The 14,453-nt window shown below is 43.5% G+C and carries 12 protein-coding genes; 6 read left to right on the plus strand and 6 right to left on the minus strand.

The window, feature by feature from the left end:
* The first annotated feature begins 35 nt into the window (after nucleotides 1-35).
* Nucleotides 36-1,532 carry a UvrD-helicase domain-containing protein gene (locus tag ACTQ9S_RS10130; protein ID WP_068038298.1) on the plus strand — a complete coding sequence of 499 codons (1,497 nt, stop codon included), beginning with the start codon at nucleotides 36-38 and terminating at the stop codon, nucleotides 1,530-1,532.
* A gap of 60 nt (nucleotides 1,533-1,592) precedes the next feature.
* Nucleotides 1,593-2,624, plus strand: a complete 1,032-nt coding sequence (locus ACTQ9S_RS10135) for a tRNA dihydrouridine synthase (RefSeq protein WP_440454876.1) — start codon at nucleotides 1,593-1,595, stop codon at nucleotides 2,622-2,624.
* 83 nt (nucleotides 2,625-2,707) lie between these two features.
* Here the strand turns inward: ACTQ9S_RS10135 and ACTQ9S_RS10140 are convergent, their stop codons facing one another.
* Nucleotides 2,708-3,133 carry an MAPEG family protein gene (locus ACTQ9S_RS10140; RefSeq protein WP_068038304.1) on the minus strand — a complete coding sequence of 142 codons (426 nt, stop codon included), beginning with the start codon at nucleotides 3,131-3,133 and terminating at the stop codon, nucleotides 2,708-2,710.
* Between the two features lie 14 nt (nucleotides 3,134-3,147).
* A complete protein-coding gene (locus tag ACTQ9S_RS10145) occupies nucleotides 3,148-3,561 on the minus strand; it encodes an OsmC family protein (protein WP_068038307.1) in 414 nt (137 codons plus the stop codon).
* A 433-nt stretch (nucleotides 3,562-3,994) separates the two neighbouring features.
* Here ACTQ9S_RS10145 and ACTQ9S_RS10150 point away from each other — a divergent pair, with 433 nt between their 5' ends.
* Nucleotides 3,995-4,516 carry an RNA pyrophosphohydrolase gene (locus tag ACTQ9S_RS10150; protein ID WP_068038310.1) on the plus strand — a complete coding sequence of 174 codons (522 nt, stop codon included), beginning with the start codon at nucleotides 3,995-3,997 and terminating at the stop codon, nucleotides 4,514-4,516.
* Nucleotides 4,517-4,594: 78 nt separating this feature from the next.
* On the opposite strand, the gene ACTQ9S_RS10155 is transcribed toward ACTQ9S_RS10150, so the two are convergent.
* Nucleotides 4,595-5,416, minus strand: a complete 822-nt coding sequence (locus ACTQ9S_RS10155) for an NRDE family protein (RefSeq protein WP_068038314.1) — start codon at nucleotides 5,414-5,416, stop codon at nucleotides 4,595-4,597.
* Between the two features lie 81 nt (nucleotides 5,417-5,497).
* Entirely contained in the window at nucleotides 5,498-7,156 is a 1,659-nt protein-coding gene (locus ACTQ9S_RS10160) for a DUF4139 domain-containing protein (protein ID WP_440454877.1), read from the minus strand.
* 327 nt (nucleotides 7,157-7,483) lie between these two features.
* Between ACTQ9S_RS10160 and lgt the strand changes: the two genes are divergently transcribed.
* The 3 genes from lgt to ACTQ9S_RS10175 all read left to right on the plus strand — a co-directional run bounded on the left by lgt (nucleotide 7,484) and on the right by ACTQ9S_RS10175 (nucleotide 9,949).
* Nucleotides 7,484-8,368 (plus strand): prolipoprotein diacylglyceryl transferase, encoded by an 885-nt coding sequence (gene lgt, locus ACTQ9S_RS10165; protein ID WP_440454878.1) that lies wholly within the window; start codon nucleotides 7,484-7,486, stop codon nucleotides 8,366-8,368.
* Nucleotides 8,369-8,442: 74 nt separating this feature from the next.
* Nucleotides 8,443-9,330, plus strand: coding sequence for a thymidylate synthase (locus ACTQ9S_RS10170; protein ID WP_440454879.1), 888 nt, complete (start codon nucleotides 8,443-8,445; stop codon nucleotides 9,328-9,330).
* Between the two features lie 49 nt (nucleotides 9,331-9,379).
* Entirely contained in the window at nucleotides 9,380-9,949 is a 570-nt protein-coding gene (locus tag ACTQ9S_RS10175) for a dihydrofolate reductase (RefSeq protein ID WP_440454880.1), read from the plus strand.
* A 484-nt stretch (nucleotides 9,950-10,433) separates the two neighbouring features.
* Here the strand turns inward: ACTQ9S_RS10175 and uvrC are convergent, their stop codons facing one another.
* A complete protein-coding gene (uvrC, locus tag ACTQ9S_RS10180; RefSeq protein ID WP_440454881.1) occupies nucleotides 10,434-12,278 on the minus strand; it encodes an excinuclease ABC subunit UvrC in 1,845 nt (614 codons plus the stop codon).
* A 169-nt stretch (nucleotides 12,279-12,447) separates the two neighbouring features.
* On the minus strand, nucleotides 12,448-13,974 hold the full coding sequence (locus ACTQ9S_RS10185) for a DUF3360 family protein (protein WP_068038333.1): 1,527 nt from the start codon (nucleotides 13,972-13,974) through the stop codon (nucleotides 12,448-12,450).
* Nucleotides 13,975-14,453 lie beyond the last annotated feature (479 nt).

Genomic DNA, 14,453 nt, shown 5'->3' on the forward strand with positions numbered 1-14,453 from the left:
TTTTAATCACTTTTTGTACTTTAGGTAGCTTTTTTATGTCCGCATCTATGCCAGCTTATATGAGCGATCCCACTGATGAACAGCTGAGCGCGCTTAATATGGCGATGGATCACAAGTCATTTAAAGTAGTCGCCTATGCAGGTGCCGGTAAAACAACGACGCTAAAACTTATTGGTGAGCGTCTGCGTGGACGTGGCTTGTATTTAGCATTCAATAAAACCATTGCCAACGATGCGCGGCAAAAGTTCCCACCGCATGTAGAGTGTCGTACCTTTCATTCGCTCGCTTATCGGCACGTTGCTCGTGATATTACGGCTAAGTTATCGTTACCACGCTTTTCACCTAAGCGCCTTGGTGATGATCTAGGCTTGCAACCCGTACAAGTGCGCAGGCAAATGGATGGGATTAATAAATACATTACCCTCACGCCTGCCAGATTGGCGCGATTCGTTAGTGACGCAGTTAGCAATTTCTGTAGTACTCATGCCAGCTACCCTGCACCAAGACATATTTTGTTTCCAAGCTGGCTCGATGAATCCGACGCAGAGCAGCTGCGCGAAATGCTCTACCCTGCCGTTGAACAGCGCTGGTTGCAGTCTATTGATGCACGCCATCCGGCAGGTATCGGTCATGATATTTATCTAAAGTTATGGGCATTGTCTAAACCTAGCATTCCTGCGGACTTTATTCTATTTGATGAAGCGCAAGATGCCGACCCCTTAATGATGGGAATCTTGACTCAGCAGCCAAGGCAGGTCATCTATGTGGGTGATGCTCATCAGCAAATTTATGAGTGGCGCGGCGCCGTCAATGCGATGAAAAAGCTACCGTTGCCGCAAACTTTATTGACCCAATCCTTTCGCTTTGGTGAACCGATTGCAGAAGTTGCTAATACCCTGCTAAAAGCATTGCAAGAAGACGTCCCGCTTAAAGGAAATCCTCACAAGCAGTCCTCTACTGAAAAGGGTATGGTGCACAGTAAGAAAGACGCTATCCTTTGCCGCACCAATGCTGCTGCTATGGCGCAGCTACTAACTGGGCTTAAACTCGGTCACCGCGTGGCGCTACAAGCTGATACTGATCGCATGCTCAAGTTCTGCCAAGCAGCCGAAAACTTAAAAAATGGTAAATCGGCGTATGGCGTACCCGAACTGGCATACTTCTATAACTGGAGTGATGTGCAAGAGTATTCTGAAACCAATGAAGGTAGTGATCTAAAAACGCTGGTTAAACTGGTCGATGACCATGGGACCAATGTACTCAGCCAAGCGGTGAATAGCCTGACCAGTATCGAAAATGCCGATTACGTCATCTCAACCGCTCACAAAGCGAAAGGGCTTGAATGGTCGCGCGTCCAGCTCGATGATGACTTTTATTATGATGTCACCACTAATGGCATAAAAATTAATCCTGAAGAATTGCGCTTATTGTATGTCGCTTGTACACGTGCTCAGGCCAATTTGGATATTCACAACATTCAAGACTTAATATCAGGATTACAAACGGGTAAAAAAGTGATTTATGGGACTTAATTGGCCTTACTAGATTTTAATATTTTTGCTCGACTTACTTCTAATAATGATTAATTGCCAATGAATAATGATAATAAACACAACCATATGCAGCAACTGTTTGAACATCCGGTGCGCCTTCTGGCTCCAATGGAAGGCTTGAGCGATCCGCTAATGCGCCAAATTTTGACCCAAATTGCAGCAGACTTAGGCCGTCCTTATGATTGGTCAGTCAGCGAGTTTATTCGTGTTACCCAGCATGTCTTGCCAGCTCATGTGTTTTATAAATATGTGCCAGAACTTCATCATGATGCCAAGACCGAATCTGGCACACCTATTCACGTCCAGCTACTGGGTAGTGAAGCGCAGTTGATGGCCGAATGCGCAGCTTTTGCCTGTGAGCTTGGTGCGCCTGCTATCGATATCAATTTTGGTTGCCCTGCGAAGACTGTTAATAATCATCGAGGCGGCTCTGTGCTGTTGGATGAGCCAGAAGTCATGTATGAGATTATCAGTGCTGTGCGCAAAGCCGTGCCGGCTCATATTCCAGTATCTGCTAAAATTCGTTTGGGTTATACCGACACCAGTAAGATGGATGATATTAGGGGTGCTATCGCTGACAGCGGTGCAGATTGGTTAACTATTCATGCCCGTACCAAGACTCAAGGCTATAAGCCGCCTGCCTATTGGGATAAAATCGAAGCATTTAACAAACTCAAGATTCCAGTGATTGCCAACGGTGAAATATGGACCGCTGAGCAAGCACAGTCTTGTATGCAGCAAGCGGGCACTTCACATCTCATGTTAGGGCGCGGCGCAGTCACACGTCCAGATTTGATTGCGCGTGTAGACGGATCTAAGAGTATCAATGATTTGGTAGACAGCTCTATGACAGATACTAAGACTTTGACTTGGCAGGCATTGATACCCCATCAAATTAAATTTTTAGAAGGGCAAGCCAAAAATGACATCGTATTAGTCGGTCGTTATAAGCAATGGCTTGGCATGCTCACTAAAGGCTACAGCGAAGCGCAAGTATTATGGGAAAGCATTAAAAGAGAAAAAAATAAAGCGACTATTATTACTGCCCTACAGACTAGTGCACAGCCATAAATAGCCACTTTTACTTTAAATAATTTAAAAGTCCTCAGAACTGTAAAGTTGCTTAGATAGCTGCAAAACTAACAGCTACAAAACTAAGCACTAATCCGAATCGCCAAATAAAACAGCATCAAACAGCACACAATTGATAATACCCAAAGCACTGAACGAAACATCGATAAGTTGACAATGTAGGCCAACCCATAGCCAATACGAATCAGCACGTATAACCATGCCAGTGTATTGATAATCGATTGTGGGACAAAGAACAACATCGCAACTAATACCGCTGCCAAAAATACTGGCAAGGTTTCATAGCTATTTTGCTGGGCTGCATTAGCGCGTGCTGCTGCCCCTGTCGTACGTTGTAAAAAATCACGCGGATGTGCATTGTCAGCCAATCTAAAACCACCAATGGCTTTTGCTGTTAACGCCATGGCTAACGGTAGCAAACTTGCAACCACCATCGCCCAAATTGCGGCTGCAACGGTATCAGGAATTAATCCAAATAGTGCACTCATAATTATCTCTACCTTTACCCTGCAATGACTTCAAAATCATGAGTAACATTTACCCCGCCTTGTACCAACATGCGACTGGCTGAGCAGTATTTTTCTGCTGATAAATGAATAGCCTTTTCAACTTGTTTATCTTTGATGTCTTGCCCTGTCACTATGAAGTGCATATGAATATCAGTATATACGGCTGGTACAGTCTCGGCGCGTTGTGCTGTCAACTCACAGCGCACGTCCGTCACTTCCTGACGCGACTTTTGCAAAATTGCTACAACGTCATAACTGGCACAACCACCAAGCCCCAACAATATCAACTCCATCGGGCTGGCACCTTTTTCTTTATCGGCATCAATCTGTACGTTATGCCCTGATGGTGACACGCCCATAAAGGCTTTGTTTTCTTGCCACGTAACGCTCGCTTTTGACTCTGACATTGTTCATTGTCCTTTTATAAGTTTTGATTGAATCAATTAACTATTTTTATAGTGAGTAATATTAACAATACTTGGTTAGTGTAGCATAGGCCAAAACAAGGTTTTATAGACTATCTGTCACTCACATCAAACGCTTATAGATAATAACTGATATGACAAAATAGCTAGGCTTTAGTGCTTCCCACTTTATCATTTTGATCTTTTCAGTTTGCCTCCAAAATAGCCTTTCTAAGTCGCTGATTTTAAACATCTAAATTCGTGAAACATTTTATAGCAAAATACTGTTACACATTTAGGCTGTTTCTTGGTTTAATGATGGTAATGAAGCTTATTTTATTAGTGTGAATATACCATTCACCCAATAATAACTATGATTGCTGTAATTTCATGCTATTTAGATAAGCTATTTTTAAATAATTTTAAGGATTTGTTCATGATAGATGCAGACGGCTTTCGCGCCAATGTCGGCATCATCTTGGCAAATACACAGGGGCAAGTTCTGTGGGCGAAACGTATTGGTCACAACGCTTGGCAGTTCCCGCAAGGCGGTATCGACCGCGGGGAGACGCCGATGGATGCAATGTATCGGGAGCTCTGGGAAGAGGTCGGATTATATCCTCGTCACGTAGATTTATTGGCAGTTACGCAAGATTGGTTGCGTTACCGTTTGCCAAAACGCTACGTGCGCCATGGACAATATCCACTGTGTATTGGGCAAAAACAAAAATGGTTTTTGCTGCGCTTAGATGAGCCGAACGCGCAACATATTCGCTTTGATGCGGGTAAACCTGAATTTGATCACTGGCAATGGGTAAGCTATTGGTATCCACTTGGGCAGGTGATTCACTTTAAACGCGGGGTATATCGTCGTGCTTTGCAAGAGTTAGCACGCGAATTACCCCTCAGACAAGAGCTAATTATTCCTGAACAAGATAACCATTTGTTGATGGAATAAATAAACAGCTTAATGCAAAACGCATTACGGATGCTTATATTAATATCTAGAAAATTTAGATACTAATATAAGCATTTTTTATTGCGTATTTGAATGATCATTAAATTCACAACTTATAATCTCAGCAGTAACTTTTGCATCTTTGATATCATTACGTAGCGTTAAAATACTTTGGGTGCGAGTGCCATAATTTGGTATTACTCCATCCTCAGGCCCTGTCAGATCTACAGGCTCAATATAGACAGATGATAGTCTTTGTTCAATCTCAACAGCAATACCAGTATCGGGTAGTTTGTCCGCTGGCGCTGGAATGTTGTCTGACAACACAGTGAAGGCAGCGTCTCGCCAGTACTCAAGCGAGTTATTTTCTGCAATTAGCGGCAGTACTTCTTGACGTAGCCGACCACGCAAACGGTCAGTCTTAAACCAGCTGTCTTCTGGCTGACCGTTAGAGAGGACATGCAATCCTGCATACAATGGGGTTGGTGCATGACCGCGATTATTGACAATGACAGCCTGCGTGGCATCACCAATAATAAGGTTAAAGCCCGCGTAGTCTTGCAAGCTGATTTGCCGTGCAAAATCCATTGGACTTATATTACTGGTCAAAAAATCAGTGACGAGTGCGCCACGTGAGCGTTCATCCAAACTCGCCTGCACACCATCGCGAAAGTTCAGTACGGCGGCCCAGCGTCCGTTTTGCTCATAAAAATCGGTATGCTGCTCTTGATGAATACCCAACCAAGTGCCACCACTTTGGCTATCGCGTCCAGCATAGATAGGTTTATCAGACCACTGATGCAGCTCTTCGGTTGGACGCTGCAAAAACTCATCGCGATTAGACAATAGTACTAGTGGCAATTCATCAAATAGCTGCCAAGCAATGGCGACGATGCACATAGAATTCCTTTATGTTTTAAGGTTTACAGTTGTCACGCGACTGTCATTTAGCGCGATTGTTATTTTACATTTTTTTGATAACTAATTGGTGTTTAGCTTCTTATCGGCAGGGTAGCTAATTTGATAAGTAGACTGTACCACTTGTGATTGCTTACTCGGCAAATCAAACTCCCAAGCGACTATGCCTTTACTGTCATTCCAATCCTGCTTAGTAACAGGTGGAGTATGGGTTGCTATAACTTTAATACTGTCATCACGGCTGACAGGCTGAGCGCTTAAAACTTGCAAGCGCATGCCACGGTTGTGCTGATTGGTAAACTGATAAGCTTGTTTGGTCGTCAAAGTTTGCAAACGATTAAATACTCCTTTATCACCTTGTTTGTCTTCATCGGTCAACTGCTTCACTAGCATATTAGGATCAACCCCAAAACCAATGCCCTGCTCTTTTAGCGATTGATAGCTATAACGCGACTGTCCAACATAGTTATCATCGCGATATAACTGTAATGAACCATCAACCCAAGCTGGGGTCAAAAACGGCGCTGATGCATACCAATAAGCCGTTAGCTCGACGCTTGGTGTACTGCGTAGCCAAAGCTTACTATCACCAGATTGCTCATCAATCACCGTCCGTACCCGTCTACCGTCACTTGGAATGCTGATGCGCTGCGGCAAACGATATTCGGTAATGCCGTTTTTATTTTGGCTATTAACAGTAAAGCTCGGCAGCGGTGCCGTATTTGTGGCAGACTCGCCGCCACCATAGCTATCTCTTGCAGAGACTACCACTGGAGTAGCCTCCATAGCAGCTGGCGTATATCTAACCAATTCATTTTGACGCTCTTCATATAAAGATAAGAGCGGTACTCTTGGCAGCTGACTAGTGGTGTTTTGATTGGGATTAATGGTACTCAAAGTAACAGGTACGTTGGTCCAATTCTCTCCCGTTTGTTGGGCGATGACGGCGGAGGCCGTGATACTAAGCTGCTTACTCTCAGTATTTAAGCGTGCTTGATAAGTTGGCTCCCAACCTGCGCCGCGTACTTGGTAATGCAACTTTACTGAGCTTGGCATGCGGCTGGCGGTACGCACACTTACTTGCGTCACACTATTACTTGTTGAGGTTAAGCTACCTGCCATCAGCTGATTAAGTATATCTTGCGCGCGAGCTTGGCGCTGCTGAATATCCAAAATTCTTTTATTAATGCTTGCCGCTTGCGTTTCTAAATCACGCGCATTGTTCGCCAATGTACCATCCGTACTTATTTGCGTGACTTTGGTCAGATTTTGCAAGTACGCTTTGGCTAAGCGTGCCGCTTCTAACTCAGCGTTGATATCGGCTAAGGTAGCCTGTTGCGCCTGCACTTTTGCATCACCTTGGTACTGACATTGTGCTGCTTGCTCACCGCTTAAAGCTTCAATACTGACTTCACCGACATTTACATTGCCAAGTGCCTGCACGCTGACACTATCTTGATCAATAGACGGTGATAAACACGAAAATATCAGCGTCTGCTCACCCGTGCCACTGATTGGCAACGTACGAGTTACGCTTGCTAAACCTTGATAAATGGTAACTTGTTCAACACTACTCATGATAGCTTGAGCAGGAGAGACACTTAAAGCTACTAGGCTAACTAAACTTAGCGGTGTCATGAGCTGTTTTAATACCAACTTGCTCGGTTTTTTTGAATAATTTTGATCACTCGAAACTGGTGCTGTTAAAAAGTAAGCGCGCATAATAATTCCTTAAAAATAATATTAATCCATTAACATCGCTGGTTAGCGCAAGCTTACGTGATCTGACGCTATGTAAAAATGACTTATTAATCTACTTATTATTGTTCTTAAAAAGTGCTCTTGTTCGATTATTTTATGCAGTGTTTATTGTGAGCCTTATTCTAAACCCAGTTTTATATCTTAACGGTTTTCTGTCTTCCTTTCTAGATGTTACCAGCGGCAGATAAGTTGTTACGATGAAACTAGGATGACGGTAATTTGGTATGCCTAAGTAGCTATTTTTGCTATTATGACCCTCATTCTATTATCAATAATTATGATGCCCTTATGAAGATTCATCCTCAGTATGATCCCGTGGCGCTGTCCTTGGGTCCAGTAGAAGTGCACTGGTATGGCCTAATGTATTTATTAGCATTTGCCGCGGCTTATGGTCTAGCTTGGTATCGCAGTACCAAACGTGACACTTGGTCAACCGATATGGTTTCTGACTTGGTATTTTACGGCGCGCTTGGTGTCATCTTAGGTGGCCGTGTCGGTTATGTATTGTTCTATCAATTTGGCGAGCTGTTGCAAAACCCAGCGTATCTTCTCAAAGTTTGGGAAGGTGGTATGTCATTCCACGGCGGCTTCATTGGCGTAATGCTCGGCATGTGGTTCTTTGCACGCAAATATAAAAAGAGCGCTTTTGAAGTATTCGACTTCGTGGTCCCTTGTGTCCCAACTGGCTTACTGTTTGGTCGCATCGGTAACTACATCAATGGTGAGCTATGGGGACGTGTCTCTGACGGCGGTTATAACTGGTTGACTTATTTCCCGCAAGCTGCCGCCTTTGATATGCAGCAACTACAGGACAATCCACAGTTACAAGAGCTGATGACTGAAGTTAATGGGCAATACGTATTACCGCGTCATCCGTCGCAGTTATACGAAGCTTTTGCAGAAGGACTGTTATTGTTTATATTCTTATGGTGGTATTCATCGAAGCCACGTCCGCGTATGGCCGCAACCGCTGTATTCTTGTTAGGCTATGGTATCAGTCGCTTTATTATTGAGTTCTTCCGTCAACCAGATGCAGATCAAGGGTTTGTGTTGTTAGGTTGGATGACTAAAGGACAAATATTAAGCGCACCAATGATTATCCTTGGCTTTATCCTACTCATTTATGCTTACAAGCGTGGCATCTATGATTGGGGTAAGCAATCAGCTTATTAAGCACCATTTTGCATCAAGCACTATGTTAAGAGCTATATTAAAAATACGTTTTGACAGCGTAGAAGAGCAATTTTATGAGCACTAGCAACTCCATTAGTAACAACAAACAGAGTAAAAACGAGCAAGCCTACTTGGATTTGCTGCGTCAGGTTATCAGTGAAGGTACTGAGAAAGGCGATCGTACTGGTACGGGTACGCTAAGCCACTTTGGTGCGCAGCTGCGTTTTGACTTAGGGTCAGGATTTCCATTACTGACCACCAAAAAAGTGCATTTCAAATCTATCGTCTATGAGCTATTATGGTTTTTAAGCGGTAGTACCCACGTCGATTACTTGCAAGAGCACGGTGTGCGTATCTGGAATGAATGGGCAACGGCAGAGCAGACGGCGCGCTTCAATCGTCCTGCTGGAGATTTAGGGCCAGTTTATGGTCATCAGTGGCGTAACTATGGTGCTACTAAAAACGAAGATAGTCGCTATAATAACGACGGCTTCGATCAAATCACCCAAGTCGTTGAGCAAATAAAAACCAACCCCAATTCCAGACGCTTAATCGTCTCCGGTTGGAACCCAAGTGAAGCAGAGCAAGTCGCTTTGCCACCTTGCCACACGCTGTTCCAGTTCTTTGTCGCGGACAATAAGCTGTCATGCCAGCTCTATCAACGCTCAGCAGATCTATTCCTAGGTGTGCCGTTTAATATCGCTAGCTATGCGCTGTTAACCCATATGGTCGCGCAAGTTTGCGGACTAGAAGTTGGTGAGTTTATCTGGACGGGTGGCGATTGTCATATTTATCAAAACCACCGTGAGCAAGTCGAGTTGCAGCTGACACGCGAGCTTTATACGCTGCCAACATTGACGCTTAATCCTGATGTCGATGATATTTTTGCTTTTAAATATGAAGATATTAGCGTTAATGGTTATGAATCCCATCCAGCTATTAAAGCAAGAGTAGCGGTATAAAAATCTGTTTTTTACTTCATTTTTCTGATGAGAATAATAAGGATATATTATGAGTTATGCCCATACTGAAGTTGCCCAAATCGTTGCTATCAGTAGCAATCGCTGTATCGGCAAAGATAATGAGCTACCGTGGCATATCTCAGCAGATTTGCAGCATTTTAAAAAGATGACGACTAAACCAAATGATGGCGATATTCAAGGTATTGTCATTATGGGTCGTAAGACTTTTGAGTCGATGAACAGCAAGCCATTGCCAAATCGTGTTAGCTTTATCATTACGACGCAGCTAGATTATGCCGAGAAAAAAGGCCTCAAAGGCCGTGATGACGCTTATGTCGTACATAATTTAGATGACGCATTAACGCAAGCAGCCAGTCTCGCACACGGTGCGCATCTTGATACGATTTGCGTGATTGGTGGCGAGCGCGTCTTTAGAGAAGCATTTATGTATACCGATCGTATTGAGCTGACTCATGTAGATACTGAAATTACTGATGGCGATGCCTTTTATCCTAAGCTGCCAAAAAACTTTGAAATGTCAGCAGAATCTGAGCAGATGCACGATGAGAAAAGTGGGTTAGATTTTAGATTTGCGACTTATAGAAAAAAAGAAGGCTAATGTCATTTGATGTGACGTTGATTATTTATTACTACAGAGGAGAAACCAAATATGCAAAATTAAAAAAGCTCAGCAAAATTAATTGCTGAGCTTAAAAAAACTTTTAGATTAGACAGCTATGGAGCTAGACTCCGTTGTTAGCATACTAATAAAGTTTATTTACCTTGCAGGGTTTATATATTTTATAGTAAATGCTGAGAATAGCAAATGCTAATAAATGTCTGTGCTTCATAGTTGTGAAATTATTATCATAATTATGGAGGTCATAATGACCATTCAATGCGGTTATCCTAAAGCTGTGCACGTACGTTGGTATCGGAGATATAGATTTAATCGATGGGAGCGCGTTTGTGAGCACTGCCGCAGTTATCCAAACCAACAGTTAAGTTTCGATTTTTAACGATTAGAAGCTTTTAATTGTTCATTATTAGTTTTGAAATGACAATAGTCTTAGGCTGTTGTCATTTTTCTATGGAAAACTCACTTATTCATGCAGCACTTTATAAACGGTTTTCGCTAATACCGGACCAATCCCTTGCACGCCTGCCAGCTCTTGTTGGGATGCGCCAAGCAACTGCTGCATACCGCCAAAATGATTCAGCAAGTCACGACGACGCTTTTCTCCCAACCCCGGTATAACTTCTAGCACCGACGATGAACGGCGCTTATCGCGCTTCTTACGGTGCGCAGTGATAGCAAAACGATGGGCCTCATCGCGAATATGCATCAATAAATGCAACGCCTTGCTATCCATTGGCAAATCAAGCGCCTCATGATCGATAAAGTGCAATACTTCAAGTCCGGCCTTACGACCCTCACCTTTTGCCACGCTGATGAGCAACGTATCATTAAGAATACCTAACTCTGTCAATACTTCTTTAGCGATTCCAAGCTGACCTTTACCACCATCAATAAGCAATAAGTCAGGTAATGGCTGTTTTTTATAGCGGCGTGTTAGCACTTGCTTCATCGCTGCGTAGTCATCCCCACCTTGGATATCATGGATGGCATACTGGCGGTAATCGCGTCGGCGTGAGCCACCTTGGTCAAAGACTACGCAGCTACCAATGGTCGCCTCACCCATGGTATGGGAAATATCAAAACACTCGATCCGATCAATGGTTCGGTCAGTAACATCGGCCAGCACGTCTTTGAGTGCGCCAAAGCGCGAATGTAATTCTAAATAATCACCCAGCTTAGTCTTAAGCGCATTGTTGGTATTCAGTTTGGCTAAGTCCATCCATTCTGAACGATGTTCACGTACATTGGTTTTAATGACGACTTTGCTACCGAAATGCGTAGCCAGTGCTTCACTCACCGCAACCTGATCAGGTAGCTCATGGCTCAATATAATCTCTGCTGGTAAGTCATCGGTCACCTGAAAATAAAACGAGGTAATAAAGGCGGATAAATTATCAGCGAGCGGCTCGCTACTATCGACATCAGGGAAGTAATTTTTACCACCAAGTACGCGCCCACCGCGTACCGTCAATACGTTGACACAAGTCATGCCTGCCTGACTAGCAATAGCAATCACATCGGCCTCACCCTGTACGGTATAAACCGCTTGCTTTGCCTGTACTTCGCGTAGCATAGACAGCTGGTCGCGATAAAAGACCGCTTTTTCAAAGTCTAACTCTTCGGCGGCGCCTTCCATTTTTTCAATCAAAGCGCTGTGAATGTCACTAGAGTCGCCTTTTAAAAAGCGAATGGTATTATTCACATCCTCTGCATATTCTTCTGACGATACCAAACCCACGCAAGGCGCACGGCAACGCTTAATTTGATACTCCAGACAAGGGCGCTTACGTTGCTTAAAAAAAGTATTGGTACATTGGCGCATCTGAAACATTTTTTGCATCAAAACTAATGTCTCTTTTGCCGCATGAGCAGAGGGGAAAGGCCCAAAAAAACGACCTTTTTGATGATTGCCTTTGCCGCGTCCATAAGCCAGTCTCGGATAAGGTTTATCCGCTGAAATAAACACATAGAGGTAAGATTTATCATCACGCAATAGTACGTTATAAGGCGGACGGTACTCTTTAATCAAGTTTTGCTCAAGCAGTAATGCCTCGGTCTCACTACGGGTAATAATGGTCTCAATGTTATGAATCCGCGCCACCAATGCCCGTGTCTTTGGGTGGTCAATCGTCTTAGCGAAGTAGCTGTTGACGCGGCTTTTAAGCGACTTGGCTTTACCCACATATAAAATATCACCATTTTTACCCAGCATTTTATAGACACCTGGCAAATTTGGCAGACGTTTAATTAGATGCTTAAGACGGGCTTTTTTATCATCGACGGGGCTTGTTTCTGAGACGTTAACCATAGAATTTATTGCTCTCAAGATACTGATATATAGCTGTTTATGGGGCGATAGCGAAAGTTTTGCAAGGTAACTATCAGTGTAACGTCAGACAGAAAAAAAGCCAGCACCTAGCCGACTTTTTCTAATGATTAAAATGTTGTTTGTGTAGCTTATATAGAATAAAACCCTATTAATGACGGAAGTTCGGTAGCAATGCTGGGATACCCGGCAACATACCTACAATAGCCATAACCCCAGTTAATATCACAAAAGTGACAACAGGGATAATCCAGCGGCTCATCTTCGACAGATTAGCACTACGCTCTTTAGACCCAATTAAGCCTAAGTTATCAAGTACAAGTGTAATCGACCACCCAAAAGCAGGATTCACGAGTGCCGATGCAAATACCACAATCGCTGCAGACTGCGTGGTTTTTCCTTCGCGTGTCATCTCCATACCCGCTTCAAGTAGCGGAATAAAAACGCCGACAATTAGCGCCACACACATTACTGGCTCCCAAATGGCCAAATCCATCGGGTAGCCCCAGATACCTGCAATGAGACAGAACAACCCCGTTAATACAGCACCTGCTGGAATAGGACGCTTGGCAATCGCTGCTGGCACAATATATGTACCCCATGATGACGCAAAGTTTGCACCGCCCAATACTGAGCCTGCCACCTGACGAATGGAGGCACTGGTCATCGTATCATCGATATCCATCAGTACACGCTCAGTGCGTTTTGGATAGCTTATTTTTTGGAAGACTTGATGACCTAAGAAGTCTGGTGACCACATGGCTACTGCCAAAACCGCAAATGGTAGCACCACAACGAAGCTCTCAACCGTTGGCAGACCTAGCATCCAACCTGTATCTTCACCCCACCAATACATCGGATTCATATTTGGCAAGCCAGGTGCAGTTTCAAAGGCAAAGGGTGCACCCATAGCAAATGCCACGCCACCACCTAATAAGCAGCTAAGCGGCACAGCCAGCCAACGCTTTTGGAAATTCTCTAACACGGCATAAAGTATAATCGTCAATAGAATGACCACAAAGGCGATATGCGCCATGCCAATGCCTTCTGCCCAAGCAAACAGGTTTTTGACTTGTGAGATGGTGCCAATAAAGCCCAAATAAAGCAGCAACCCACCGCACACGCCTTTACTGGTCAAGTTTGCCAGCAAACTCCCCCCTTTACTGATTGCCAGCAATAAACCAAAGGCACCAATAAGTAGACCAAAGGCCATTGGATGACCACCAGCGGCAACAACAATAGGAATAAGTGGAATAAGCGGACCATGCGTACCAGCAAGGTTGGCAGTCGGTAGCAGGAAGCCTGAGAATAAGATGACAAAAAACGAGACAATTAACAGCTCATAACGGACGTTTTCTAGAACAAAAGCATCACTTAGACCAAGTGGTCCTGCAAAAGTTGCTGCAATAGCGCCGACCATAACGACTTTACCAATTGTCGCTGCCATTGCTGGAATAGTATCTTCATATTCAAAACGATAATCACGGAACGGTAAATTGGCACGCCAGCGCTTTGGCTGCATAATTTGTAGTTCATGATTTAGATAATCATCACGGCTATCAAAGCTTGAGTTCGGCTGATGCAAATCAGCATAGCTACCTTGCAATTCGTTATCGTAATGGGATGAATTTGACTGCTGCGGATTAGACCCTGAAGCGGGGATCTTGTTACTACTCATCACATCTCCTTATGCTGACTGAGGATTCGATTTTTTATAAATGACGACTTATTTGCCCGAAGTTGTACAAAAAATAAGCTGCCCAACACAAATTGGCAGCCATTGTATGCTATCAAGACAAAGATTGCGAGTTTCGGAGCTAAAACTGTCCTGCATTTATCAACATCTAACTCATAATTAAAACCATGCTGGGAGCATTCTTACGCTAATTAAAAGACTTTTACACATATTGAAAGTCAGTTAAACATTTAATAAAGTATTAATATTATTAAATGTTTAACACTCGTTACGCTTTAAGACTGGTGACGATTTTTATTTTTGATTATGATGGATATCTTTTCGTCAGCCAGTGCTCAATAGAATAGGAATAATAAGTATAGATGCGCCCACACTTGAAGATTGTTACAGATCTCACTAGATATTAATTCATCGCCTACTCTATTAGCATTCCGATTTATATATCAGGCTTGATTATCGAA

It is taken from the genome of Psychrobacter sp. ASPA161_9 (assembly GCF_051970275.1).
Taxonomy (GTDB): Bacteria; Pseudomonadota; Gammaproteobacteria; order Pseudomonadales; family Moraxellaceae; genus Psychrobacter.

Coding starts and splice junctions, on each gene's coding strand:
- ACTQ9S_RS10130 (WP_068038298.1), top strand. CDS start 36: ATGTCCGCATCTATGCCAGCTTATATGAGCGATCCCACTGATGAACAG.
- ACTQ9S_RS10135 (WP_440454876.1), top strand. CDS start 1,593: ATGAATAATGATAATAAACACAACCATATGCAGCAACTGTTTGAACAT.
- ACTQ9S_RS10140 (WP_068038304.1), bottom strand. CDS start 3,133: ATGAGTGCACTATTTGGATTAATTCCTGATACCGTTGCAGCCGCAATT.
- ACTQ9S_RS10145 (WP_068038307.1), bottom strand. CDS start 3,561: ATGTCAGAGTCAAAAGCGAGCGTTACGTGGCAAGAAAACAAAGCCTTT.
- ACTQ9S_RS10150 (WP_068038310.1), top strand. CDS start 3,995: ATGATAGATGCAGACGGCTTTCGCGCCAATGTCGGCATCATCTTGGCA.
- ACTQ9S_RS10155 (WP_068038314.1), bottom strand. CDS start 5,416: ATGTGCATCGTCGCCATTGCTTGGCAGCTATTTGATGAATTGCCACTA.
- ACTQ9S_RS10160 (WP_440454877.1), bottom strand. CDS start 7,156: ATGCGCGCTTACTTTTTAACAGCACCAGTTTCGAGTGATCAAAATTAT.
- lgt (WP_440454878.1), top strand. CDS start 7,484: ATGAAGATTCATCCTCAGTATGATCCCGTGGCGCTGTCCTTGGGTCCA.
- ACTQ9S_RS10170 (WP_440454879.1), top strand. CDS start 8,443: ATGAGCACTAGCAACTCCATTAGTAACAACAAACAGAGTAAAAACGAG.
- ACTQ9S_RS10175 (WP_440454880.1), top strand. CDS start 9,380: ATGAGTTATGCCCATACTGAAGTTGCCCAAATCGTTGCTATCAGTAGC.
- uvrC (WP_440454881.1), bottom strand. CDS start 12,278: ATGGTTAACGTCTCAGAAACAAGCCCCGTCGATGATAAAAAAGCCCGT.
- ACTQ9S_RS10185 (WP_068038333.1), bottom strand. CDS start 13,974: ATGAGTAGTAACAAGATCCCCGCTTCAGGGTCTAATCCGCAGCAGTCA.